At 50.2% G+C, this 25,346-nt stretch carries 22 protein-coding genes; 7 read left to right on the forward strand and 15 right to left on the reverse strand.

The window, feature by feature from the left end; genetic code table 11:
• Positions 1-146: 146 nt before the first annotated feature.
• On the reverse strand, positions 147-497 hold the full coding sequence (locus tag ACJMM9_RS16895; protein ID WP_405329631.1) for a hypothetical protein: 351 nt from the start codon (positions 495-497) through the stop codon (positions 147-149).
• A gap of 121 nt (positions 498-618) precedes the next feature.
• Between ACJMM9_RS16895 and ACJMM9_RS16900 the strand changes: the two genes are divergently transcribed.
• Genes ACJMM9_RS16900 through ACJMM9_RS16915 form a run of 4 tightly spaced genes read left to right on the forward strand, consistent with a single transcriptional unit; the run spans position 619 to position 8,434 of the window.
• Positions 619-1,752 carry a DNA recombination protein RmuC gene (locus ACJMM9_RS16900; RefSeq protein ID WP_405329633.1) on the forward strand — a complete coding sequence of 378 codons (1,134 nt, stop codon included), beginning with the start codon at positions 619-621 and terminating at the stop codon, positions 1,750-1,752.
• A 52-nt stretch (positions 1,753-1,804) separates the two neighbouring features.
• Positions 1,805-3,136, forward strand: a complete 1,332-nt coding sequence (gene sbcD / locus ACJMM9_RS16905; RefSeq protein WP_405329635.1) for an exonuclease subunit SbcD — start codon at positions 1,805-1,807, stop codon at positions 3,134-3,136.
• 9 nt (positions 3,137-3,145) lie between these two features.
• A complete protein-coding gene (locus tag ACJMM9_RS16910; protein ID WP_405329637.1) occupies positions 3,146-6,733 on the forward strand; it encodes an AAA family ATPase in 3,588 nt (1,195 codons plus the stop codon).
• Between the two features lie 54 nt (positions 6,734-6,787).
• Positions 6,788-8,434 (forward strand): hypothetical protein, encoded by a 1,647-nt coding sequence (locus ACJMM9_RS16915; protein ID WP_405329639.1) that lies wholly within the window; start codon positions 6,788-6,790, stop codon positions 8,432-8,434.
• A 77-nt stretch (positions 8,435-8,511) separates the two neighbouring features.
• Here ACJMM9_RS16915 and ACJMM9_RS16920 read toward each other — a convergent pair whose 3' ends face one another.
• The 9 genes from ACJMM9_RS16920 to hisE all read right to left on the reverse strand — a co-directional run bounded on the left by ACJMM9_RS16920 (position 8,512) and on the right by hisE (position 15,410).
• The gene (locus ACJMM9_RS16920) at positions 8,512-9,129 is read right to left on the reverse strand and encodes an OmpA family protein (RefSeq protein WP_088641038.1); all 618 of its coding nucleotides are present in this window, start codon (positions 9,127-9,129) and stop codon (positions 8,512-8,514) included.
• 167 nt (positions 9,130-9,296) lie between these two features.
• A complete protein-coding gene (pyrC, locus tag ACJMM9_RS16925; RefSeq protein WP_405329641.1) occupies positions 9,297-10,298 on the reverse strand; it encodes a dihydroorotase in 1,002 nt (333 codons plus the stop codon).
• An 8-nt stretch (positions 10,299-10,306) separates the two neighbouring features.
• On the reverse strand, positions 10,307-11,140 hold the full coding sequence (locus tag ACJMM9_RS16930) for an ABC transporter ATP-binding protein (RefSeq protein WP_088641040.1): 834 nt from the start codon (positions 11,138-11,140) through the stop codon (positions 10,307-10,309).
• A 3-nt stretch (positions 11,141-11,143) separates the two neighbouring features.
• Entirely contained in the window at positions 11,144-12,022 is an 879-nt protein-coding gene (locus ACJMM9_RS16935; protein WP_405329644.1) for an MlaE family ABC transporter permease, read from the reverse strand.
• Entirely contained in the window at positions 12,003-12,656 is a 654-nt protein-coding gene (gene yihA, locus ACJMM9_RS16940; RefSeq protein WP_014545874.1) for a ribosome biogenesis GTP-binding protein YihA/YsxC, read from the reverse strand. Before yihA ends, ACJMM9_RS16935 begins: the two co-directional genes overlap by 20 nt.
• A complete protein-coding gene (gene recR / locus ACJMM9_RS16945) occupies positions 12,653-13,291 on the reverse strand; it encodes a recombination mediator RecR (RefSeq protein ID WP_405329647.1) in 639 nt (212 codons plus the stop codon). Before recR ends, yihA begins: the two co-directional genes overlap by 4 nt.
• Positions 13,246-14,109 carry an EAL and HDOD domain-containing protein gene (locus ACJMM9_RS16950; protein WP_405329649.1) on the reverse strand — a complete coding sequence of 288 codons (864 nt, stop codon included), beginning with the start codon at positions 14,107-14,109 and terminating at the stop codon, positions 13,246-13,248. The genes recR and ACJMM9_RS16950 overlap by 46 nt, the downstream gene beginning before the upstream one ends.
• A gap of 204 nt (positions 14,110-14,313) precedes the next feature.
• The gene (hisG, locus tag ACJMM9_RS16955; RefSeq protein WP_405329650.1) at positions 14,314-15,153 is read right to left on the reverse strand and encodes an ATP phosphoribosyltransferase; all 840 of its coding nucleotides are present in this window, start codon (positions 15,151-15,153) and stop codon (positions 14,314-14,316) included.
• Entirely contained in the window at positions 15,150-15,410 is a 261-nt protein-coding gene (hisE, locus tag ACJMM9_RS16960) for a phosphoribosyl-ATP diphosphatase (RefSeq protein ID WP_014545870.1), read from the reverse strand. Before hisE ends, hisG begins: the two co-directional genes overlap by 4 nt.
• A 246-nt stretch (positions 15,411-15,656) precedes the next feature.
• Here hisE and ACJMM9_RS16965 point away from each other — a divergent pair, with 246 nt between their 5' ends.
• Together ACJMM9_RS16965 and ACJMM9_RS16970 are read left to right on the forward strand one after the other, a co-directional pair.
• Positions 15,657-17,234 (forward strand): hypothetical protein, encoded by a 1,578-nt coding sequence (locus ACJMM9_RS16965; RefSeq protein WP_405329653.1) that lies wholly within the window; start codon positions 15,657-15,659, stop codon positions 17,232-17,234.
• A gap of 87 nt (positions 17,235-17,321) precedes the next feature.
• The gene (locus ACJMM9_RS16970; protein WP_405329656.1) at positions 17,322-18,536 is read left to right on the forward strand and encodes a hypothetical protein; all 1,215 of its coding nucleotides are present in this window, start codon (positions 17,322-17,324) and stop codon (positions 18,534-18,536) included.
• Between the two features lie 158 nt (positions 18,537-18,694).
• Here ACJMM9_RS16970 and ACJMM9_RS16975 read toward each other — a convergent pair whose 3' ends face one another.
• The 5 genes from ACJMM9_RS16975 to ACJMM9_RS16995 all read right to left on the reverse strand — a co-directional run bounded on the left by ACJMM9_RS16975 (position 18,695) and on the right by ACJMM9_RS16995 (position 23,336).
• Complete coding sequence (locus tag ACJMM9_RS16975) at positions 18,695-19,516, reverse strand: tRNA (guanine(46)-N(7))-methyltransferase TrmB (RefSeq protein WP_405329658.1); 822 nt, start codon at positions 19,514-19,516, stop codon at positions 18,695-18,697.
• Positions 19,516-20,793 carry a carboxypeptidase-like regulatory domain-containing protein gene (locus ACJMM9_RS16980; RefSeq protein WP_405329659.1) on the reverse strand — a complete coding sequence of 426 codons (1,278 nt, stop codon included), beginning with the start codon at positions 20,791-20,793 and terminating at the stop codon, positions 19,516-19,518. The genes ACJMM9_RS16975 and ACJMM9_RS16980 overlap by 1 nt, the downstream gene beginning before the upstream one ends.
• A 29-nt stretch (positions 20,794-20,822) precedes the next feature.
• Positions 20,823-21,689 (reverse strand): TIGR02147 family protein, encoded by an 867-nt coding sequence (locus ACJMM9_RS16985; RefSeq protein ID WP_088641048.1) that lies wholly within the window; start codon positions 21,687-21,689, stop codon positions 20,823-20,825.
• A 166-nt stretch (positions 21,690-21,855) separates the two neighbouring features.
• Entirely contained in the window at positions 21,856-22,722 is an 867-nt protein-coding gene (locus tag ACJMM9_RS16990) for a patatin family protein (RefSeq protein ID WP_405329661.1), read from the reverse strand.
• Between the two features lie 65 nt (positions 22,723-22,787).
• Entirely contained in the window at positions 22,788-23,336 is a 549-nt protein-coding gene (locus ACJMM9_RS16995) for an NUDIX domain-containing protein (RefSeq protein ID WP_405329664.1), read from the reverse strand.
• Between the two features lie 201 nt (positions 23,337-23,537).
• Between ACJMM9_RS16995 and ACJMM9_RS17000 the strand changes: the two genes are divergently transcribed.
• Entirely contained in the window at positions 23,538-25,202 is a 1,665-nt protein-coding gene (locus ACJMM9_RS17000) for a putative transporter (protein ID WP_405329667.1), read from the forward strand.
• Positions 25,203-25,346: the final 144 nt, after the last annotated feature.

Below are 25,346 nucleotides of genomic sequence, written 5' to 3' on the forward strand. Positions count from 1 at the left end.
TCGTCGAGAGAATAAAGCGTCGGCCAAGGATGGGGAGGGTGCAGGGAGGGGCCCGTGCGGCCTTCGCAACTCCGAGCTGGGGCCCCGCCCGCATGAAGTGCTATTTTGATTTGAAAAAGATTTAAAAAAGATTTGAAAAAGATGTATTATCTTTTTTCAAATCCATTGTCGAACTCGACCTTAAACCATTTCTCTTCGATGATTTCGTAATCGGAACCGCCGTTAAAGACGTTTGCGTTTCCGTAGACTTCGTAGCCTTTGCGCATGGAAACAGGGCACACGAATTTTATGGATAGCTGCTTGCAGACTTCCTTGACGTCTTCTTCCGAGATGTTCTGACAGTCGGCGCAGTTGCAGAGCCTTGCGCTGATCTGCTTATTGAACTTGCGGAGCAAAAACGTGTAGCTCTTGAACATGAATTCGGAGGATTCTTTTTCTCTGGCAAGGGCGTCCTCGCTACAGGAAATTGAACCTATGACGCTGTATTCGTAATCCATCGTCTATAAAGATAATAAAAAAGCCTGCTTTCGTTTTAGACCGGTTGGGTGTATGCGAATATTTTCACTTCTTGTCAAAAACAGACATTATCTATTTGTATATTTGCAATGAGGTAAAAAGATGGATATGACTTCCTTGATTGTTGCGACTGTTGCGATTGTAGCCTTTGCGCTTGGTGCACTGGTGGGGGCGCTTGTGATGCATAAAATGGAGCGCTCGATGCATGATGATCGCGAGGCTCTGTTCAATGCGGAACTTTCGGCCATGAAATCGCAATTTGAGGCGGTGTCGGCACGGCTCCTCAAGGAACGCAGTGAAGAATTTAAAGGCGAAAACCGTGAGCACATGGAAATGATCACGAAGCCTTTGTTCAAGGAACTCGACAACATGCGCGAAATGCTTGGCCGCGCGAAAGAAGGCAATGACAAGAATATAGCGGAGCTGAATGGAGCCATCAAGACGATGGTGGAACAGTCCAGAAAACTCGGGCTTGATGCCGAAAATCTGGCCGATGCGCTCAAGAACCGTGGCAAGGTGCAAGGCGACTGGGGCGAGGTGGTGCTCTCGAATATTTTAAGCGATAGCGGCCTGCGTGAAAATCAGGAATATTTTGTGCAAAAGAGCTACACTGACGAAAATGGGCGCGAGTTGCGTCCGGATGTGGTTGTGAAGTGTTCCGATGGCTCGAATGTCATAGTCGATTCGAAGGTCTCGCTGACGGCTTATTCGGAATACGTCTCGGCGGAAAATGACGAGGCTCGTGACGCGGCATGCAAGGAGAACTTGGCAAGCATCATGAAGCATGTCGATGAGCTTGCTGAAAAGAACTACCCGAAGGTCGTGCCGCATGCGGTACCGTATGTGCTCATGTTCGTGCCGAACGAAGGAAGCTATATTCTTGCGGTGAACAAGGACCCTGCCATTGCGCAAAAGGCGTATCGCAAGGGTGTACTGATTATCAATCCGACAAATCTGATGCTTGCGCTGAACTTGATTTTGCTGACCTGGCAGAATACGCGCCAGGAAGAAAACTGCGTGAATATCATGAAGACTGCCGAAGGGCTTTACGAAAAGTTCTGCGGCTTTACGGACAACTTTGTAAAGGTTGGACGTCAGTTAAATACGGTGCAGACGGCTTATGCCGATGCGCTTGGGCAGCTGAAGGATGGCAAGGGCAATATTTTAAGCCGTTTTGAAACGATGAAGCAACTCGGGATCGCAAGCACCAAGACAGTGAATGAAAAGTTGAAGTAATATATTGGGCGATTTAAAAAAGTATCTTTGTCTTGAGTAGAGGCGTTTTTACATGAAGTTTATCCATACCGCAGACTGGCATCTTGGCAATACGATGCATGACATTGACCGCACGGAAGAAACGGGCGCATTTTTTGACTGGCTGAAGTGTGAAATTGAATCTGCCGGTGCGCAGGCGCTTGTCATCGCGGGCGATATTTTTGATGTGGTGAATCCTTCGAACATTGCAAAGACGCAATATTACCGTTTTTTGGCATCGCTCTTGAATACTCGCTGTACCAATGTGATTGTCGTGGGCGGCAATCATGATTCTGGGACGCTTCTTGATGCGCCGGCGGGCATTCTTGATGCGCTGAACATAAAAGTTGTGGGTTCCATTAACAATCGCAAGGTTGAAGATCTGGTGATAGAACTCAAGGATGGCGGCGGCGATGTCATTGGCATTTGCTGTGCCGTGCCGTTCATGCGCAATCTGGAACTCGAACAATTCTATAAGGCGAACGGGCTACGCGAATCTGGCGAAAGCGCCGATGCGGTGTCTGACGAGGATTTACTGAAGCGCCTTTATGCAGATGCGTACCGTTGTGCACTTGAACTGCGTGGCGATCGGGATATCCCGATTATTGCAACGGGGCATTTGTATGCGGCGAAGCTTTCAGGTCGCGAAAACGATGGGCAAGAATCTGGTGCTGAAATTGCAAATGTTGAAAATGTAGCGCTTCCTGGAAATTCTGTTGACGATGGCGTTCGCGAAGTGATAGGAACGCTTGGCAATGTCGATGTTTCGACGTTCCCGGACGGACTCGATTATGTGGCGCTGGGCCATATCCATTATACGTCAATGGTCGCCAAGAATCCGAAAGTGCGCTATTCGGGTTCTCCGTTCGTGATGGGCTTTGATGAATCGTATTGCAAGCGCTATGTTCTTGGCGTTGATGCTCAAGCGAATGTGCCCCCGACTGTTGAAAAAATTTTGGTGCCCCAGACGATGCGGTTTGAACAGTTCAAGGGAAGCGTGGAGTCGCTCAAGCGCGATTTGCGCAATCTTGAAAAGGAACTGCTTCAAAATCCGGTGGAAACGTATGTTGACTTGCTTTTGACTTCTGGCGATTTTGTGAGCCTGAATGAAGCGCTCGAAGCCGAAGAATCCGGCAAGCATTTTGTGGTCAAGCGCCACCGCATTTCGCGTGATGTTTTGCGCAGCGCGAATGCGTTTGATGAATGCGTGGAATCGACAACGCAATACACGAAAGAAGATTATTTCAGAATGCTAATCGCCTCGAATGCAGAAGAAAGTGACGATTCCGAAGTTGTGAAAAGCCAGTACGACAAGTTTATTGGTCTGTTTAATGAAGCCGTGGCGAAAGCGCATGAGAACGCATAAGAGGGACCGATGAAGATTAAGAAGATCGAGTTTTGCAATATCAATTCCCTTGCGGGCGAATGGACGATTGATTTTGAATCTCCTGATTTTGCAAATAGCGGCATGTTCTGCATTTCGGGTCCGACAGGTTCTGGAAAGACATCGATTCTCGATGCAATTTGCCTTGGACTTTACGGCAAGACGCCGCGCTTGGGCGCCATTGTTGGAGATTCCAACGAGGTGATGACCTATGGTTCCAAGAGCTGCTATGCAAAGGTGGTTTTTGAATGTGGCGGAAATATTTATTCGGCGCACTGGAGCCAGCACCGCTCTTCGAGAACGAATAAGTTGCAAAAGTATTCCTGGGTGCTCTCGAATGAAACTACGCATACCGTAGAAGCGTCTTTTTCAAAGCAGTCCGAAATTGAATCGACGATGACTCGCGTGATTGGGCTTGACTTTGGGCAGTTTACCAAGTCCATGATGCTTGCACAGGGCGAATTCAACAAGTTCCTGAAATGCAATGAAAATGAACGAGCCGCCATTCTCGAAAAGCTGACGGGCGATAGCATCTACAGAAAAATTGCCGTTGCCGTTCACGATTTGTACGCAAGTGCCAATAAGGCTGTCGAAGATGTTGAAAACAAGATGGGCGCGGTCGCTTTGCTGAGTGAAGAAGAACTTGCTGAACTGAATTCAAAAATTGAGACAGCCTCGTCGCAAAAAGAATCGCTTGCTCTTGATGAAAAACGCTTTGGCGATATTTGCATTTGGTTCGAGAATCTGCACAACATTGAATCGCTTTTGCAAAAGGCAAAAAACGGGCTAGAAATTGCCGAACGTGAAAAGGCGGAATTCGAGCCGAATTGCGAAAGGCTCGAACGCGCCATGTGCGCGCAAGAAGTCGAATCGTCGTATGCCGAATTCAATTCTGTGCGCGGAAATCTTGAACGCATGAAAACGCAACTCGGCGAATGCAATAGTAAACTCCCGGTTGCTGTAGCCGATCTTGAAAAAGCTTCGAAGGATAGCGGTGAAAAACAGGCATCGTTCGAAAAGTGTAAAGCAGATTATTCTGAGAATGAATCTGTTTGGCAGCAGGTTTCTACGCTGGATGGCGATATTCGAAATGTCCGTGCGCAATTTAAGAATGCAGAGACGGATGCCACGAAGATTGAACAGGAAATTGTGGCGATTCAAACGAAAATCAAGGAGTACGGCGATAGAATTTCTGAAAATGAAAAGGCGTTAAAAAAAGTTGAAACGTATATCGCGGAAAACAGCAAGGACGAATCGATTGATGGATTGCTGACGCTCCTGAAATCGCAGGCGGCGGAATGGAAAACTGAAAGTTCGAATGTTGCTGAGGCTTTGCGAACGCTTGAATCTCAGAAAAAAGCGTTGCAAGAGTTTGACTGCGCTTGCGAACAGCAAAAGCTGGAATTGGGCGGGTTGCGGAATTACTTGACGGAACACCAGATTGATGCGGATCTTGTGAACCTTTTGCCCGAATTGAACGGCTATACCAACGATGTAGAGCGTCACCACAATGAATCGGCGCGTTTGCAGGGCGAAATTGAATCTAGACAGGGCCAGAGGGTGAACCTCTCAAGCGAACGCGAAAAGGCGCAAGCGGATTTAGCGGCGCTCCTGAAAGAGAAGGAATCTGTTATTCAAAACGATATCCCGGTTGTCGTTGCGGAACTTCGCCGTAGTTTGAAGCCGGGTGAGCCATGCCCTGTTTGCGGTTCGCGAGAACACCTGTCGTGCGAAGATTCGACGGCGATTGAAAATGGCGCTGACCGCCTGAACGATTTTGCGGATAAGTTGCGTAAGATCAATAGTGAAATGGAAAAGGTCCAGCGCTTGCTAGATAGCCTGGCTGCACGTGAGCAGAACCTCAATGAAGCGCTTTGTGAGCTTGCCGAAAGACAGAAGGTCGAAAAGGCTGCGGAAACATCTGCGATTAAGCTTTTGGATTCTAGGCTTGAACCGTGGCGAATCTCGGCGAATCTCGAAAGTGCGAATCTCGAAAATGAACGTGTAAATCTCGAAAGTGCGACTCCTGAAAAATTTCGCGAAATTTTGCAGAACTTGCAGACGCTTAAGACAACGTATCTGCAAAAAAAGGAAAGCGCGGATGACTTGCAGAACAAGGTCAACAATGATGTGGTCAATCGAGCAAAGCTTGCGGGCGAGTTGAATATCGTCGAAGATGCGGTCAAGAAATCGCAGGACAAATCGCAAAGCCTTTCGCAGAAAATTGAAGCTTCGCTTTCGCCGTGGTTCCCGGATATCCGCATGGAAAATGTGGATGATTCACTTCTCGAACTTGAAAAGAAGAATACCTGGTGGAAAAAGGCGCAAGAGAAAAAAGTCAGGGTTGAAGGTGAACTGGAAAAAGACCGCTCAGGTGTGGATCAGCACAAGGATCATCTTGAACAGGCGCAGTCGAGACTCGATGAATCCAAGCGAAAGCTAGACGGCCTTCGTGAAAATCTCGCCGCGCTCGAAAAGAACCGCAAGGAACTCTTTGGCGAAAAATCTGTGGACGACGAACGCCACAAAGCGAGAGCTTTGCGCGATTCTGCTGAACGTATGGCCAATGATGCCCGCCGCCTAGAACAGCAAATGCGCGAAGCGAAAATTGCGCTTGACAATACCATCGTAGAACTGAACCGCCACATTGCAGATGCTGAACCGAAACTTGCAGAACTTCAGACGATGTTCCTCGAGAATCTTGCTTCGAAGAATTTTGCTGATGAGCTGGAATTCATGGCCGCAAGGCTCCCGGAATCGGAACGCAAAATACTCCAGCAAAAGCAAAAGTCTGTGGACGATAACTTGACAACGGCGCAAACGTCGGTCAAGAATTTTAAAGACCAGCTGGCGGAACATCTGCAGAAGCGCAACTTCGAGGAATCCGAAGACGTAGCAAAGCAGAATCGCGATGATGCGAAGTCCAAGCTGAACGAATGCACCGTAAATCTTGCGACCTGGATTGCGCAGAAAAATAGCGATGTGCAGCAACGCCGAAAGTTTAGCGATATGCAGGCGGAACTTTCTCTACTCAAGTCCAAGCGAAACGACTGGGAACAGATGCAGCGCTGGTTTAATGGCAACAGGCTCGATACAGGCAACGGCGATGTGTTTGTCAAGTTTATCCAGACCATCACACTCCGCAATTTGCTGAAAATTGCAAACGGCTATTTGCGAGACATGTTCCCGCGTTACGAGATGGTGACTGAGCCCAATACGCTCAACATCCAGCTCGTGGACCATGACAATAGCGATGCCGTTCGCCCGATCGACAACATCTCCGGTGGCGAAGGATTCCTCGTGAGCCTCTCCTTGGCGCTTGGAATTTCGACGCTCGCGAGTCGCAATGTGCGCATCGATTCCATGTTCCTCGATGAAGGCTTTGGAACGCTTGATGCCAAGATGCTCCAGGAAACGGTCATCGTGCTACAGAAAATGCAGCAGGAGAAAGGCAAGCTCCTGGGTGTCATTACGCATGTTGATTTGGTCAAGAGCGAACTTCCCACGCATATTGAGGTCACGCCTTGCGGAGGGCGGAGCGTTCTCTCTGGCGCGGGTGTCGTATCATCTCGGGCTTAAGCCGGGAACCGTGAAATTAACTATAATATATTTGAATTTGTCGGGAGCATTTTTATGAATTTTAATGGTTTGATTAAAGGCGCTTGGTCGAATGGCATCGCCAAGAAGCTCTTGATTTTGCTTGGCTTGTCCTTGATTATTTTTGTCGTGGGCGTTTTGCTTGGCTCATGGGTACTTGGCGAAAAGACGCTTGGCTGGAAGGGGTTCCTGTCTGGCTACGTTGTTTTTGCGGTGCTCTTTATCAGCGTCATCATCAATGTTTTCAAGAATACGTCCGAATCGATGCGCGAAGGGAAAAAACATGTTGATGTGCGTGGCCATGTGCTTGTGCTTGGCGCAGGGCACCAGCTCAAAAGTATCTTGCGTGTGCTCAAGGGCGATAAGCGCCCGGTTGTTGTCGTGAGCCGCCGTGATATCGATGGGCATTTTATCCATTACAAAAAGGATTACGAAAACGAAGAAGATTTGCTCTTTGCTGGGGCGCTCCTGGCGGATCAGATTCTTGTGATTGGCGAAGACGGCCCGGAACGCGATTCCCGGAACTTGCATTGCATCGAGGTATTGCGAAACATTACGGAAAAAGCTCCGCGCGACATCCATTGTCATCTGTTGTTGTGCGAACCGTCGTCTTCTGAAATCTTGTGGTATTTGAAGGCGCCTGAACAGAGCAAGGGCCATTTGCTTGTTGATGTTTTTAATGAATATGAATTCATGTCGGAACAGTTGCTTGTGGGCACGGATTTTTTGCCGACCATCCGTGAACCGGAAAATGAACGTTTGCATGTGGTGCTGATTGGCACAGGGCCGATTGCGCAGGCGGTTGCTTTTGAGGTTGCGAATATTTGCCATTATCCGAATTATAGCCGCACGAATTTAAAGACCTGCATCACGTTTGTCGATGAAGATTGTGAAAAGTGGGTGGACCGCCTTGTGGTTTCGCGCATGGGGCTTTTCAGGCTTTCGAAGTACACTTATGTCGATGCGAATGGTAACAAAGTAACTCACGAGCCGGAGACGGCACGAGGCGACTATCTCGATGTGGAATGGAACTTTGTCGATGCCTACTGCGAAGCGGACTTGGCACGTAACTTTATTGCAGCCGTAGCCGCAAGCCCAAAGGAACGCCTTGTCGTTTGCATTTGTAAGGAAGATGCTTCCAAGGCTATTTCGACGCTTGTGCATTTACCACGTGCCGTTTATGACAATGCCGACATTGCCGTCTACTGGCGCGAAGCGAATGACGATATCATCAAGCGAATCAATGAAAGCGGAATGTATGGCTATGTGCGCATCATGGGTGACATTGATGAAATGAAGGAGTTTGTGCATTCCAAGCGTGTAGAACGCGGGCAGCGCGCAAATTATGTCCGTGAACGCCACCTGAATCCCGATACGCGTGATACCGAAGAGAAAATGTGGTATCGCTTGAGCGAGGCCGACAAAACCTCCGCTATTTACTGTGCGAACGCGCTCCCGCTCCGCAAGCGTTGTTTTGAAATTTCGGGCGATGACTACCTCCTCCGTGAGGCGGAACATCGCCGCTGGATGATGTCCATGCTCTTGATGGGGTACCACTCGGGGCCTACCGATGAACGCACGTTTACGCGTCACGATATCATCCCGTTCGAGCGCTTGCCGGAAGATCAAAAGTCGAAAGATTCGTACATTCTCGAAAATGCCGAATACATTATGAACGGGTAGTTTGCAACAAAAAAGCCTCCGCTTTTGCGGAGGCCTTTTCAAATACTTGCACGTTTAAGTTTGCGCAATCCTGAACATTACTGGATGCGGATGTTCACGCGGCGGTATTCTTCTCTGGAACCGTACTTGAACTTCTTGAACATGCGCTTGCCGTACCACTTGGCAGTGATCTTGGAAGCCGGGATGTACTTCGAGAATTCAGCCTTGACGGTTTCAGCACGGCGCTGAGAGAGCTCGTCGTTGTATGCGACAGAGCCGAGATCGCAGGTGTAGCCTTCCACGAGGAGAGATGCTGCATCGACGTTGGTCTGGGCGAACTTGGAGCCGAGTGTTGCGATGACTGCGCGGCCTTCGCTGCTGAGTTCGGCACTGGCGAGTTCGAACATGCTGCTTACGTTCGGGAATTCGATAGAGGTGGCCTGGCCGTTTTCAACCTTGGCGAATGCGTCGTTGAGGAATGCTTCTACTTCGCTGTTGGTGGTCAAGAATACCTGAGAGTTGTTCTTGGCGGCTGCAAACTTGGAGAAGTCAAACGGTGCCGGCTGTTCTGGTTCCGGTGCTGGAGCTTCGACCTTGGCCGGTTCCGGCTGCTTGACCGGAGCTGCCTTTTCAGATTTCTTGTCGCCGCAGGCAACGAGCACAGCAAGCGAGATGGCGACCGGAAGAATACGACCAATTGTTTTTACCAGATTCATTATAAAACCTCCGATTGAAAAGTGGTATAATCCTTGGATCGCTTTTTAATATAAGTAAAAAAAGCTAAAGAGGTAATTTTTTTTTATTTGTACAAAAAAAATTCGCCTTTTTAGACGAATTTTTATATGAAATTTGGGCGTCTTGTTTGAAAAAGTAGCCTAAAGCGTTATTTAAGTTTCCATTCGAGCGTTTGTCCGGCTGCAAGCGGTACGACGCCGTTCACGACGGCAGGAACGGTCCACGATTCCTTGACAACCTCGATTTGCTTTGTTGTTCGCGGGAGGTGGTAGAAGTCTGCGCCAAATCCTGCGATGAAGTTCGGGAGCTTATCGAGGGCGCCTGCGCGGTCAAATTCCTGCACCAAAAGCGGGATGGCGACCGGTGCGCTGTAGACGCCTGCGGCGCCGCACGGGCATTCCTTTTTGCCCTGCTGGTGCGGGGCGGAATCGGTACCGAGGAAGAACTTCGGGTTTCCGCTGAAGGCGGCTTCGCGGATGGCCTTGCGGTCTTCCGGGCGTTTCGGGAGCGGTTTGCAGAAGTGGTGCGGGCGGAGCGCGTCACCGACGATATCGTCGAGAGTCATCATCAGGTGGTGTACCGTGAATGTGGCGGCGACGTTTGCAGGGAGGCGCTTTACGGCTTCCACGGATTTTGCGCTGCTCAAGTGCTCGAATACAATGCGGAGCTTCGGGAACTTTTCGGCGAGCGTTTCGACACGCTTGATAAATGCGGGTTCGCGGTCCAGGCAGAATTCACCCGGCTCTTCGCCGTGAACGCAAAGCACGAGGCCGAGCTTTTCCATCATCGCGACAACCGGGAAGACCGCTTCGAAATCGCTGATGCCGTCTGCGCTGTTGGTTGTCACGCCTGCGGGGTAGTACTTGCCTGCGACAACGCCAACGGCCATCATGTCCTTCAAGTCCTGTTCCGTGTAGTTCGGGTTCAGCTTGAACGTCATGAGCGGCTCGAAGTCCGGGCGTACAGGAGCGGCGGCTTCGAGAATCTGCTTCTTGTATTCTGCGATGGCTTTTGCGCTTGTCATCGCGGGGACTGTGTTCGGCATGATGATGGCGCGGCCAAACTGGGCTGCGAGATCGCGGACGTAACCGGGCATAAATTCGCCCTGGCGCAAGTGCGCATGAAAATCGTCTGGTAATGGAAGGAACATAACTTTTATCAGGTGTTAGGTGAAACGGATTGAAGATCGCGGAACTGGTCTTTGGAAATTTCGCTGTCCGAACGGAGCCAGTAGTCAAAGGAATGCGGCTCGGTGAGCTTTTTCTGGTGCAAGAATACGAGATTGCAGTCCAGTTCCTTTGCAATCATGAGGTCGTGCGTGACGATGATGATGGATGTCTTGAACATCGTTCGCATGTTGTCGATCAACGGCAAGAGGTTTCTGCGGTTGTAGTTGTCGAGACCTGCGGTCGGTTCGTCCATGAGCAAGAGCTTTGGGTCCATTGCCCACGACCTTGCGATGGCGACGCGCTTTTGCATGCCCACGCTGAGTTCATGCGGGTACATGTATGCGAAGTTGCGGACGCGCATCAGGTCCATGGCCATGTTGACCTTCTTCGTAATTTCTCCTTCGGAACCCATCTTGTGGTAGCGAAGTGGTAATGCGATGTTGTCTACAACTTTTAGGTTTGAAATCAGTGCTGCATTCTGGAGCACGTAACCCACCTGGCGCTTAGCGACTTCAAGTGCGGTGAGTCTTTCTGACGGAATGTATTCGCCAAAATAATAGATGTGCCCCTTGAGCGGACGCGCAAGCCCAGCAATCATGCGGAGAATGGCGCTCTTTCCTTTGCCGGAGGGGCCTGCGATGCAAATCGTCTCGCCAAGTTTTAGCGTGAGGTTTGCCCCTGCGATGAGCTGGTAGTCCTTGTTGCTTTCGCTGGCCTTTATATTCTCGAAATAGCTGACTGCCCTCGGGATCGAAAACATCGTTCCCGACAATTCGTTGGTAGAAAGGTAAACATCTTCAAGTCTGAGGGCTTCGTCTAGCATATTTTAGATAATCGCTGAAAGGTTCTGCATATAATCGTTAACGAAGTACATCAAGAATAAGGCGTCAGTAAAAACGATATAGAGGAAGGACATGATGACCGAGCGGGATGTTGCCTTGGGGACTTGGCGGATATCACGCTTGATGTTCAGCGCCTGGTAACATGCGTTGATCGTAATGATGATGCCGAATACGAGCGGCTTTATGATTGCAAAAACGAAGTCCGGGATGGTAAGTGCCTTGATAATTTCGGTAGAGAGGATGCTCCATGTGATCTGCAGGTTGGACAAGTTTCCAGTAACGAAGACGATTCCTTTCGTGACGAGGAACCCAGCACCGATAGCGCATGCGCTAAAGATGATGTTCATGATGATCATGGCGATGGTTCCGCCGATAACGCTTGGCATGACAAGGTAACGGATCGGGTTAATGCCCATGGTCGCAAGAGCGTCAACTTCGGAATCGATAACCATGCTGCCAATGTAAGTGGTCAGAGAGGATCCTGTACGGCCTGCAATGAGGAACGCCGTGAAGATGGGACTCAGTTCGCGGATGATGATCACCACGATGAGGGTGCCGATGTTGTTTGAAAAACCCATCTTGCCCATGAGGGAGAACAGGTAGATAATGACGACGGTTCCGAACAACGTGGCCACGGCAAAGAGCGGCGGAAAAATTTCAACGCCGGTGAAGAACGTCTGCAAGATAATGTTGCGGGAGTCGCTCTTGAAGTTATGGCTTTTGTCGAAAAGGGATGCAACTGTGCGGAGAAACAGGGCGACGAGTTGCCCCATTCTTCTTTTCAAGATGAATATCCCGAGCGTATGGAATAATCGCCCGACGGGAGTCATCTTTTGCCAGTTCTTAAGTTGCGTCTTTTCCATTATCGCTATGTATTGCCTCTAGGATTTCGGTCCAGAGTTCGTCGAGTCCTGTTTTCTTGAGCGAACTGACGCAAAGCGGCTTTTGGTCGAGGTCCAGGCGCTGCTGGATGTCCCTGAGTCCCTTGGCGAGTTCGGACTGGTTCACCTTGTCACGCTTGCTCGCGACAACCAGCACGGGGCAGCCCGTGGCTCGGATGCTTTCGACGGTCTCGATGTCGATCGGCGTTCCTCCGTGGCGGATATCTACGAGGTAGATGAGCCCCTTGAGGTCCTTGCACTTCTCGACATATTCACGGATAAAGTCGGACATCTGGTCGCGCTTCGCATTGTTGACTTTGGCGAACCCTACACCAGGTAAATCTACAAGAAAAAATTCGTCATTGACTTTGAAAAAATTCAATTCGCGCGTTTTTCCGGGGGTCGAACTGATTTTCACGAGCTTTTTCTGGCCCATGAGCGTGTTCATGAGCGAGGACTTGCCTACGTTGGAGCGTCCGAGGAACGCAATTTGCGGGAGGTGTTCTTCGGGGAGGCCCTTGAGGCTCACGGCGGCCTTGACAAACTTTGCCGAACGGACGGTGTAACCGCCAACTTCAACAGGGGCCTGGTGGACGACTTTTTCTTTTGTACTCATAAGGAAACTCTCCCTTCGAATGCGCGAAGCATGGTAACTTCGTCGATGAATTCCAGGTCGCTGCCCATCGGAATGCCGCGGGCAAGGCGGGTGCGCTTGACGTTGACGCCGGCGAGCATGCGATCGATCATGAGCGCGGTACTGTCGGCTTCTGGGCTAGAACCCAAGGCAAGGACAAGTTCTTCGATGTTTTCTGCTTTGATGCGTTCCACGAGTTGCGGCAGATGGAGCGCTTCGGGGCCGATGCCGTCGAGCGGTGAAATTACGCCGCCAAGGACAAAGTAAAGACCCTTGTGCACGGAGGATCGTTCAAAAGGCAGGATGTCCGAATTCTTTTCGACAACGCAAATGGACTTGGCGCCTTCGCGGGCCCTGCATGTGGGGCAGATGTCTTCGTCAGTGAAGGCGTGGCAGCGCGGACACTGGTGTACCTTTTCGGCGGCCTGCATCAGGCTATCGGCAAAGCGCTCGACATCGCCTTTCTTGCGCGAGAGCATGTGATAGGCGAGGCGGCGTGCCGTCTTTAAGCCAATCCCCGGGAGGGAGGCAAATTCAGAAATCAGGTTTTCCAGACTTTGCGGTTCTACGTTCATGAGCGTGTGTCCAAATGCGCGTACAGCATGATCGTCAGCCATTCCTGGATGTGCTTCATGCCGACCCAGACGATGGCGCCTTTGACGTTTTCGATGACGGGCTTGTTGCGGATGTCGGAATTTACGAATTGCAAAAGGTTTGCCGAAATGTCCGGGTGCTTGTCGAATTCATCGCAGAGGCTTTCGAGCGTCGGGCGTGTGCGCAAGAGCTTGATGATTTCAAGGATGGCGGCCGATGTCGCGTCGATCTTTTGGCCTGTTACGATTTCGGGCTTTGCAAAATAGAATCCCTGGAAGTAATCGTAGCCGAAGTCCTTGCAACGTTTGTATGTTGGTTCATCTTCGACTTTTTCGGCGAGCAGCTTGATGTTTCTTGCCTTGAAGAACTGCGATGCTTTCGCGATATCCTCGGGCGAGTTATCGACCAGGTCCATCTTGACGTAGGAGACGTATTCAAACAGCGGTTCGAAGCGGCGGATATATTCGTCGCTCATGATAAAGTCATCGAGCGCAAGCTCGAAACCGAAAGACTTGTGGCGCTGAATGGCCCGGATGAGATTTTCGTCTACAGCGACGTCTTCAAGAATCTCGAGGACGAAACGGTCGGGGTTCAAAAGCCCGAACAAGTTGTCGAGAAGAATCTCGCGGCTGCAGTTGATGAACGCCTTGCTTTCACCGACGAGGCGCGTAAGCCCGATGCTGTTCAAGATGTTCTCGAGCACCTGGGCGGTCGCCTGCAAGTCGCTAGCAATTATTGCGGTATCGCTGCTTGGCGAGTCTCGGAATAGCAATTCGTACGCGAAGATATTTCCATCGCGGTCGAGAATCGGTTGACGTGCCAAGTAAGCGAGAGATTGCATGGTTTAGATGAGAGACGAAAGACTAAAGACGAGAGAGTTTCTTTTCAAGAATTTTAGAAACTCGTTGATTGAAAATTAGATGAAAAAACGGACAGAGAGAGAAAAATTTAAGTGTGTTTTTGCTGAATTGCAAAATTGTGCGAAGCACGACTATTAAATCTTTCGTCTCTCGTCTGTAGCCCGCTGTGGCGGGCGTTCTTTCGTCTAAATGCGAGCGCTTTCGATGCCGAACAGGAGGATGCTCCTTGCGCCTGCGTCCCAGAGCTTGTCCATGATGGCGTTGGCTTCTTCACGCGGCACCATAGCCTTCACGGAGTACCATTCGCGACCGTGGAGCTTTGTGACTGTCGGGGCGTCGAGACCCGGAGTCATTTCGCATGCCTTGGCCAAGAGTTCGGAGGGGCAGTCGTACTCGATCATCATGTACGTCTGGGCGACGAGCTTGCCCTGGATGCGGCGGATGAGCGTGTTGACTTCTTCGAGTTCGGTCTTCTGCGGGTTGCAGAAAATGGCGGCGTTAGAGCGGAAGAGCGGTTCGCCGATAATGCGCAGCCCTGCCTGCTTGAGCGTCGTACCCGTTTCGACCACGTCCACGATGGCGTTTGCAACACCGAGACTCACGGAGATTTCGACGGCGCCTTCGAGCACCACGAAGTCCATCTTCTTCTTGTAGTAGCCTTCCACGATGTTCGGGAAGCTTGTGGCGATCGTTGCGTCCTTGAGGTCAGCGAGACTCTGGATCGGGCTTTCGTTCGGCACTGCAGCGCAGAGCTTGGAAGCGCCAAACGGGAGGTCCAAAACCTTCACGGCCGGGCTTTTTGCTTCGGCGTTGAAGTCGATACCCGTGATGCCAGCGTCGATGATGCCGCGACCCACGTACATCGGGATGTCGCTCGGGCGCAGGAAGAAGAATTCGATACCGTTCTTGGAATCGATCTGGGTCAAAGTCTTGTAGGGCTTCGATGCCTTGTAACCGCAGGCCTTGAGGAGTTCCTGGGTCGGTTCAAAGAGCATGCCCTTGTTGGGGAGAGCTACCTTAATCATAGTTTAGCGTACACTTCTTCGAGGGTGAGACCTTTTTCTGCCATCATGACGGCAACATAGTAGAGCACTTGAGAAAGTTCGAGACACTGGGCGTCGCGCGATTCAAAGCGTGCAGCCATCCAGCTTTCGGCGGCTTCTTCGACGAGCTTCTTGCCGATGCCGTGCGGACCCTTCTTGAAGAGTTCCGTGGTGCCCTTGCCTTCCGGCATGTCTTTCTTGCGCTGGCAGGCCAGTGCGTACATTTCTTCAAACGTCATAATTAGACCTCTTTAGTTTTACACGCGCAAAGATAGAAATTTAGGAGTTGCTTGTACCGACGCATTCAGTGAAAATGCTGGGAAATCGTTGATTTGTCATATCTGTAGTCAAACGTGCATGTCCTTTCACAAAATGTCATGCCCCACTTGATGGGGCATCTCCTTTTTAACGATTTTATATTTATATTCATTACTATGAGTTGGTTTGTACATTCGACATTTGGGTTTGCTTTGTTCGGGGCTTGTGTGTTTTCCGCGTCTTTGGCGTGGGCAGAAACATCATCTGAAGAAAACATCGTGATGGAAAAAATCATCTACACCGGTGATATGCTCCAAGCGCGCACTCCAAGCGGAATGTCTAAAATCCGTTCCAGCAACGATGCCGAGGTTTTCTCGTCTGGTGAACGTTATTTCCCGGTGATGCTTGTATCGACGGCCGACTACAAGGCTCTGGATTCATCGTTTATCTCGCGCCTGTTCAACGAAGAGGGTTTTAAGGACAACGGAAACTTTGGTAGCGTTCGTGATTATTTTATTGCAAGTTCTGCTGGACAGTTTAAGCCGACTTACGATATTTACCCTATAACGCTCCCTAAGAATTTTAGCAGTTATGCTAGCGATAGCGCCCTGATTTTGCCTTCGCTGGATATTCTTATTGAACGCGATGATTTTAAATCCCGGGCCGTGAAATACGAAAGCGTAATTCCGTTTGTCATTTTGCATCCCTTGTCTAGGGAAAAGGCGATTTCGTATAATTCGAGCCTGTTTAACCATCAGTACAAACTACAGTATAGCGCAAAACGGGTCTATTCGAAAAATGGCTACAAGTTTAACAGCTATGCGTTTGTCTCGCAGAAGGCAGAAAGCAAGGCTTCCTCGACAAGTACAAATGATGTCAACATGCTTGGCACTTTTGTTCATGAATTTAGTCATGTGATTGGACTTCAGGACTTGTACAGCAACGATGCGAACGGCTATGCAACTATTGGGCCTTTGCCTTATGACGTCATGGCGCTTGGGCTTCGCAATGGGAGTGGCTGCTATCCTCCGACGTTTTCTGCGTTTGAACGTGAAGCGGTGGGATGGCTCAAGCCCACGGAGATTGTGAATCGCGATACCGTCTATGAACTTAGAAATATTTCTGGGATGCAGGCGTATGCGGTATCGAACCCGAATCATCCCGATGAGTATTTTCTCATTGAGTACCGCCCAGCGGTTGGATTCGATTCGAAAATCGGAAGCTCGTCTTACAGTGGCAAGCAGGGCAAGAACGGAGTTATGATCTGGTACATTGACTATGACTTCAACGCCTTTTTCAGCAACGACCCGAACGGAGATGTAAACCACCAGCGCGTTGAAGTGCGCTCTGTGCTTAGCAAAGACCAGGAATCTTTTGCAAAGTTCAATTTTGTCAACAAAAATGGCAAAGCTTCTATTGATGGCATTTTCAATGTGGTCTTCGACGGAAACGACCGCGTATGCTTTACGGTGAACCCTTCCAGGAGTCTAGACAAGTGTCCCGAAAAGATTGCAGAGTCGTCGAGTTCTGTGGCTTCGAGTTCGTCGGAAACCGTGAAATTGCCTATGGGAAAAATGCTGCCCCAAATGCAGATGCGCGTTGATGGTAAAAAATTGAATGTCGAGGTCCACCTGGAGGGTAAGAAAAACCTTCGTTTTTACGATGCGCTCGGAAACATGATCGGTTCGCATTCCTTTGAAGAACATTTTGCGTCAATCGATATTTCTGGGTGGAATCGTCCCGTATTTGTGCAACTCGACGTCAATGGAATTTTGTTGCTTACAAAACGAGTCCTGCGCCGTTAAACTTTCTCTATCCCCAAAGAGGAGTTAATTATATTTTAAATGTTGAATAGATACCTAGCCGTGGTGCATTAGCAGGATGAGGAATTGATGAAGAACATTTATTTGTTGGGGAGCGCGTTTGCTCTTGCGTTACTTGGATGTGCATTTACAAGAGGCGACAGCGTCTCTAAGGCGGAAAATTTCCAGGGTAAAACAGGCATTATTGGCGTGTTTCGCCAGCCCGCCTATTACTGTGGCGAAGGTATTCCGCATACAATGATGCTTGGCGGCAAGTCCATCATCGTAAAGCCAGCCTTTAGCAGCGAACAGGAAAATGTGTTCTTTAGCGAAATGAAGCCTGGTGTGGCAACGCTGACGGAATACAATTACACATGCGGTGAAAATGAAAACAAGATGGCGCTTGATACGGCGGGTGCTGGGAATGAGCGCTTCCCGACGTCGGTCGTGATTCCCGAAAAGGGGTTCTGCAAGGTTGTCATTTCCTTTATGGAAGGCGACAAGCTTTTTTCGTATAACGGCGAAATCTTGAGCGAACAGTTTGCAAAGGCGGAAGTTGCCGTGAATACCGACAGCATCCCGTATTGCGAAATTCGCGACAACAAGGGTAATAAGGTTTCGATGGCGAACCGCGATTCCATTCTGGATGTAAAATTTGAAGCTGCGGTGAAAGATGCGTCGGAAGCGCTGGAAGAAGAAAAGTTCACGATCGTGACGCTTGATGAGTACAGTGACAAGGTCACCTGGAACGGCGACAAATCTAGGCTTCTCGTCGTGACGCTTACTTCGGATCCGGAAACTTATAAGGATGGCGAACTTGTCAAGTCCGATAGCGTGGTCTGGGTCGTGAATGAAAAGGAACTTTTGATTTGGTTCCAGGATCACAAGGACGGGGTCCGCAACTGGGACTTGAGATTCAAGCAGCTGTTTGGTGAACCGAGAACTTCCAAGGCGACGCACATGGCGTTCTTGTGGGTGAAACCTGAAGATTTGATGCGCCCAGCTTATGTGCCCGACGTAAAAGCTTTTGATATGCGTACGGCATTCGAAGGAGAGCTGAGCAACGATGCCGAAATCTCGGAACGCATGATGTGGTTCAAGAACTGGTTTGACGCTCGAGCTTCTAAGATTTATTCAGGACCGGATGCCCGCCCATGGACGCGTCTAGGTTATACGTACGACTGGGGCAGCAAGGGCGACAAGTACGGACTTACGGAATTTATTGTAGTGCCCGGAGCCGAGATGGATGTGCGCTTTACACGCAACTTGAAGTTCATCGCCAACTGGATGAAGGACCGTAAATAATTAGGATTTAGGAAATAGGAATTAGGACTAATGCATAGGGCGAGTGAAGCTGGATTGCTTGCAAGCCTATTTCCGAGTCCAGCATTAGGTACTTTGATTTAATGTGGCGGCTTTGCCGCGATTATTATAATTCCGTATTCCGAACTCCGAATTCCTAATTATTCAGTTTTAATTATAGTTCTCCACAGCTTTTGTCCGGCTTCTTTGTACTTGCGTTCGAACGCCGTTTCAGGATTCTCGGGGTCGAAGCTCTCGCATTTGATTGTCTTTCCCGTCCCCGAGTGGGAATCTCCTCTTTCGTCATCCTCGAAGCGAAGCGTAGGGGATCCATTAAGTTCTTTCGCGGCAATCCTTGCAGCTTCGGCAAATTCCCGGGCGTAGATTTCCCAGTTCGTGCGGAGTTCAATTGTTTCTCCGAGCGCAAGGAGCGTCGGGAATATCGGGTGCATGTGGAAGCGTCTTGTGGCCTCGCTTTGCTTGGGCCACGGATTCGGGTAATACACCGCATGGTACGGGATTGTCCACTGGCCCGATCTGACGTGATCCAGTGCGAGCCGCCAAAAGTCTAAGAGTTCAGCGCGGATCCAGAATGCGTTTGACGGAACGTCTTCGCCCGCCGTTTGCGATGGGTTCCCGGCCTTGTTCAGGCGGGCGCAGGACTTGTCTATCCCGATGACGGGAATGCCCGGAAAGCGGCGAGCGATGTGGATCGTGCTTTCGCCAGTTCCGCAGCCGGAATCTAGAATGACCGCGACCGGCGCAGTCACGTCGCGCTTGTCATCCTCGGAGCAACGCGGAGGGGATCCATTATTTCTAGCATCGTAGAACTTTTTGACGAATTCTTCGACTTCCGCAAATGCTTCTCGCGTGTGGTCTGCGATAGGGCGCAAAAAAGTTGTCCGCGCGTACTTGCGGACAACTTCTTCAAGATCTTTGTGCAGAGTTTCCTGGTTCGATGTTACAGAATTTGCGCCTGGCATTATTCCTTTGGTTTCCAGATGTTGAGCAAGTCCTTGCCGATGAACTCAAGATTGTCCAAGTGGAATTCTGCATCGCTATGGAATACAAATGCAAGCGAGCTTACGTTTTTGCGGTCAATCTCGTTCGGAAAGAGGTCGGAGAATGCAAGCTTGTACTTTGTCTTGGTCTCAGCAAGTGTAATGGTGTAATTTCCCGCCGTATATGTAACTACTCCTGGTGGCGGATTTTCTGGCTTGCGGTTCTCGTCGGACATCTGGATTTCTGCGGTGCCTTTTCCCCAGGCTTCAAAAGCGATGGAGTCTACAGAACTCAAGTCATAAGTCCGAGAAAGGTTGCCGATAGCCATGCTGACGCAAAGCCAGGACTGTTTAACCAGCGTTGTATCCGGGAATCCAAAGGTAAAGTTGACTTCCTTGCCTCCGTTTTCAGAATCCTGGATGCCAAGATTAAACGGGTGACCCGACACAAACATTGGAAGTTCTGGAATTATTTTGAAATCGTACAGGCTGGGGTATGTGCTTATATTCCACATGCCGTCCAAAGCGCTGGTTGCGTATTCGGGAGCGATAAGGTTGATATTGTCTCCGTCTTCGAAATCGTCGATGAGGAGGGTTTCGTTTTCGGATTCGGGAGCCTTCGGCTTGAGTGTCGTAATCGAGTCGCCGGCGTCCGTTTCGACAGAAATCTTTACCGTATCCGTCACGCTTTCTGGAATGAACACCATGTTGATGGTGCCTGCCGGGAGTCCAAAGACCTGGAACTTGCCGTTCGTGATGGCGGCGGAATGGTCAAGACCACGGAACTTGACAAAGCCGTTCATGTTCTTAAAGCTTTCGCTGCTGGAGTCGTCAATAAAGTCGGCAATCGAGCCGCCGATGAAGACGGACTTCTGCAAGCTCTGCTGGCCAAGATCGATGTCGTTCACCGTATCCTTGACATTGACAGGGAGCTGGAGCGAAAGCGCGGAATCATCAACGATGGCTTCCATCGTGTAATTGCCAACGGCGACTTTTTCAATGGTCACGATGCCGCTGTCATTTGTGACGGCCGTGTAGCCTTCACCGTCGAGACTGTTTTGCACGACGAGCTTCACTTGGGCGTGTGCGGCAGGTGCATTTGCAATAAGGATCTGTGCAGTGATGGCGTTGCCGGCTTCTGTGCCGCTTGGGCCGCCACCTGCAACCTTTTCAGAACCGCAGGCGCAAAGCGAGAACCCGATTGCAAGCGGTGCAATCAGCGAAACCATGCGTCTGTACTTGTTCTGTTTCAATTCCATACCCTTAATATATAATTTCTTTCTGAAAATCATTTGGCACCTCCGTTGTTTTCGGGCGAGGTAGGGCCTGTTGCCGGGTCGTCCACCTTGTCGGAGAGGGGGTACATGGCGATGTTCAGTGCGTAAACGCGGTCAGCGCGTTCGCTCTTGCGGGCAAATTGCAAAAGTCCGCGGCGAAATTCTTCGATCTTGTGCTTGATTTCGGGCAGGTCGGATTCATCAGCGGTAAACACCACGCTCGAAATGTCGCGTTCTTCGGGCTTGTGGCGGTCGAGCGATTCCTGCGCAAGTTCCATCGTGTGCCTGTGGAAGCTACGGACTGCGGAACTCTTGACTTCGCCGCCGGTGCTGATGATCTGGTCGGTGATGTTCCAGCCGCCAGTGCCGTCCGGCACGACGAGTCCAAGCTGCTTCAAGATGCCGAGCGCATTGCGGGCGTCATCCTGCGAAATAGGCGGGTTCAAGTGCTTGCCGAGGCCAGCGATATCGCTCGTGTCCTTCGTGATGCCGATGAGGGCGCGGAGGGCTGCGCATGCCCAGCTGCCAAAGTAGGCAAGTTCCGGTTCCGAAAGCACACGCGTTTCAAGCGAGCGGAGTTCCAGAAGCTTGTAGTAAAGCTCGGAAAGCGTCTGCTTTGCCTTGGTCTTGTTGAACCTGTAAAGGGTCTTGAAGTATTCGGCGCGACGGTCGTCAAGGCCGCAAATTCTGATGAACACGGGGAGTGTGCTCTCGTTCAGATGGCCTTCTTTTTGGAAAACACGAACAAGCCAGGCCGGGTCCACGCCGGTTTTCTGGCCGAGATAGCGGTACGATGTGAACGGGTTGTCTTTTTTGGTCTCGACAAACCAGTCTTTGAGGTACTCGCGATATTCCAGGTAGTCTAATACTTCGGGCATACCCTATAATCTATATTATTATAGGGATGTGTTGCGAAAACCCGTTGAGAAACCGTGCTTCGCGTTGTAAAATTTTCAACGAGTGTTGTAAATTGCCGTTTTTTCGCAAAAAAAAACGCAGGGTACCCGGCTGCGTCATCCCGAGCGGATGCGAGGGATCCAGTGATTATCCTTCCAAAAATTTCAGCAATTCGGGCATTTTGTTGTGTGCGTCTTCCTTGCCGAGCTCGTAAAGTTGGGTGATTTTCTTCTTGTTGTGCTCGATGTCCGAAATCTTGATGAGGCGGCTCGGACGGTAGATAAAGACTTTGCCCTCGGATTCGAGTTTCGCGAGCCTGTCGAGCGCCTGGTTGTAGCGGATATGGCGCGTGGCGACCGCTTCGACGAATTTCGGGTAATGGCGGAATGCAAGCTTGACGAGCGGGAGCGCCTTGTTGATTTTCTTGCGGTAGCCGAGCGGTCGCGTAAGAATCACCACGGCGCGTTCGAAACCGCTTTTGAACATGGGCTCGAACGGGATGCTGTCGGCAACGCCGCCGTCCAGGAACTTTCTCCCGTGAATCTCGACGATTTTGCTCAAAATCGGGAGGCTTGCCGATGCACGGATGCTATTCATGTCGTCTTCGTTGCGGTAGTCCAGAATGCGCGGGTATTCGGCAAGACCTGTTTCGACATCTGTCATGCAGACGCGGAATTCGGTCTCTTGGCATTGGGCTGCGAACTTGTCAAATTCGAACGGGTCGATTTTATACGGAATCTGCTTGTAGCAATAGTCAAAAGCAAAGTAGTCGCCTGTGAAAAGCAAATTCCTGAAGCTCATGTAGCGCGGACTCTTGGAGTGTACGGTATCAACGCGGAAATTGCGACCGATTTGCCCCGAAAGGAAACTGCACAGGTGCGTGGCGCCTGCAGAGGTGCCGCATGCCCCGCCAAACTTGATTTCTTTGTCGGCGAGTACATCAAGAACGCCGCCGGCATACGACCCGCGTAAACCGCCGCCCTCGACAACGATGGCTGTGTTTTTGTACTTCATAAAATTAACCCGAACCCGATTTATTAATCTACATTAATTAGTTTGGCTTTTTAACTACTTTAAACTTATTTTTGCATAATTTGTATTGACTGTATCCAAGCGTAATCTTTGGGGTGGTCCACAAATTTTTCGGGATTTTGGGTGTGCATGGCCAAAAAATCTTCGCGCGTCATCAAAATGAAGTCGTCCACTTCGCCTGGCTGCGGAACAAGGTTTTTTACCTCTTCGTTAGATAGTGTTATTTTGTACGTGTCGTAATACTCGTTGTCGAAATACGTTCCGTTGTTCAGGATGTTCTCGTGGGTCGCTTCGAAAAGGTATTCCAGATCTTCGGGACGCTTGGTGACGCCCATTTCCTCGTGGAGTTCACGGACGCCGGCGTGACGGCTGTCGTCGCCTGCCGAAATGTGCCCTGCGCAGCTCGTGTCGAGCAGGTTCGGGTTGTTTTCCTTGAGATGGCTCCGGAGCTGAAAGACGATTCTACCGTCGGGTGCAAATGCCCAGATGTGGACGGTGCGGTGCCAGAGACCCTTCGCATGGACTTCTGTTCGGCCGCGGGAATACCCCGCCGGAGTTCCGTCGCTGTTCAAAATGTCAATCATCTCTTCTGCCATGTTCGCCACCCGCGGTTTGAGGAATTATTGAAGAATATAGCAATGTTCCCTGAAAAAGTATTTATATTACTATAGCAGGGGAGCGATGCTCAGAATGATAAATATCTATCATTTTTTATGATTAATCTAATATGAATAATCTATTAGTCATTATTAATCTCCTATGCTACATTTGGGTGCGAAAAAAAGAAGGTGTATAAAATGGACTGGCTAATTGACCTGTTTGCAAAGCCCTCCGTGGGGCAACAAGTACTCGCGCTATCCTTGACGGCTGCCATCGGCATCATGCTGGGAAAAGTCAAGGTGAAAGGCGTGAGTCTTGGGGGAGCTGGCGCTCTTTTCGTAGGAATCCTTCTCGGTCATATCGGAATGCGAATCGAGCCCAGCGTTCTCCATTTTATGCAGGAATTCGGTCTCATTCTCTTTGTCTATACAATCGGTATGCAAGTAGGCCCGGGCTTTATTGACTCCATAAAGCGACACGGTCTGGTGCTCAATATTCTTGCAGTGAGCATTGTCCTCCTGGGTGTACTTGCTACCGTTCTTATTTACTTCACGACGAACATGCACGATAACGTGCCGGTGCTTATCGGTATGCTTTGCGGTGCAGTGACAAACACTCCGTCGCTCGGTGCTGCAAATTCGGCGCTTACGGCGGCTGGCGTGGATGCGTCCTTGACGGGCGTTGGCTATGCGGTGGCTTATCCGTTCGGCGTGATTGGCATTATCCTCGTGATGATTCTTGTGCGCATCTTCTTTAGGCAAAAGCCGGACACCGCTGCTGCTGAATACCAGAAAGAAATTGCAGAACAGTCCAAGGAAATCGTCTCTTGCACACTCCGTGTGGACAACGCAAATCTTGTGGGCTGCAAAATCAAGGACATTCCGGGACTTACTTCTTCGGGTGCTGTGGTGACGCGCCATGCTCGTGACCAGGTGATTAACATGCCGAAGGGCGATATGACGCTTGAACTCCATGACTTGGTGCATGTCGTCGGGATGCCGGATGCGATTGAAAGCTTGCAGAAGATTATTGGCGAAAAGCAGGAAACTCCGATTACGCTCCAGAAGTCGAATCTGGCGGTCAAGACGATTCTCGTGACGAACAAGAAAATTCTTGGTAAGAGCATCCAGCAGCTTGCGCTCAACGACCGCTTTGGCGTGACCGTGAGCCGTGTGACGCGTGGCGGATTCAAGTTCACCGGGCGCCTCGATATTCGTGTGAAGTTTGCTGATAAGTTGCTTGTTGTCGGTACGCCGGAAAGCATTGCCGCTGCTGCAAAGGAACTCGGTGACTCTCTCACGGCGCTTGACCATCCGGAAATTCTCCCTGCTTTCCTCGGCATTTTCCTCGGCGTGATTGTCGGAAGCATCCCGCTTGCAATTCCTGGAATGCCGACACCCTTGAAGCTTGGCCTTGCTGGCGGTCCTTTGATTGTCGCGATTATCCTTAGCCGCAAGCGTAAGATTGGTCCGCTCAACTTCTTCATGGCAAACAGCGCAAACCTCATGCTGCGTGAACTCGGCATTACGATATTCCTCAGCTGCGTGGGCCTCAATGCCGGTATCAAGTTCTTTGATGTGCTCTTGAATGGCGACGGATTCTACTACATGGCGCTCTCGGCAATTATCACGTTCTTCCCGCTGATGATTGTGGCGATTGTTGGCAAGGCGGTGTTCAAGGTCAATTACCTCTCGCTTTGCGGTGTGCTTGCAGGTGCAACGACAGACCCTCCGGCACTTGCTTTTGCGAACGGCCTCAGCAGTTCTGAAGCGACGAACGTCGGTTATGCGTCTGTCTATCCGCTTACGATGTTGCTCAGAATTTTAAGCGGTCAGGTGCTTGCGATACTCTTGATTTCGTGATGAAATAAGCACCATTTTTAAGTTCTTTTTTGTTTTTCCTGATGAATCAAAGGGCGGCCCAGAAGGGTCGCCCTTTTCGAATGAATTGTCTTTGCGTCTACGCATGACTGTTTGCCTTGGATATAGAAACACGCAAGCAGTTTC

The sequence above is a fragment of the Fibrobacter sp. genome (assembly GCF_045112255.1).
In the GTDB taxonomy this organism is placed as follows: domain Bacteria; phylum Fibrobacterota; class Fibrobacteria; order Fibrobacterales; family Fibrobacteraceae; genus Fibrobacter.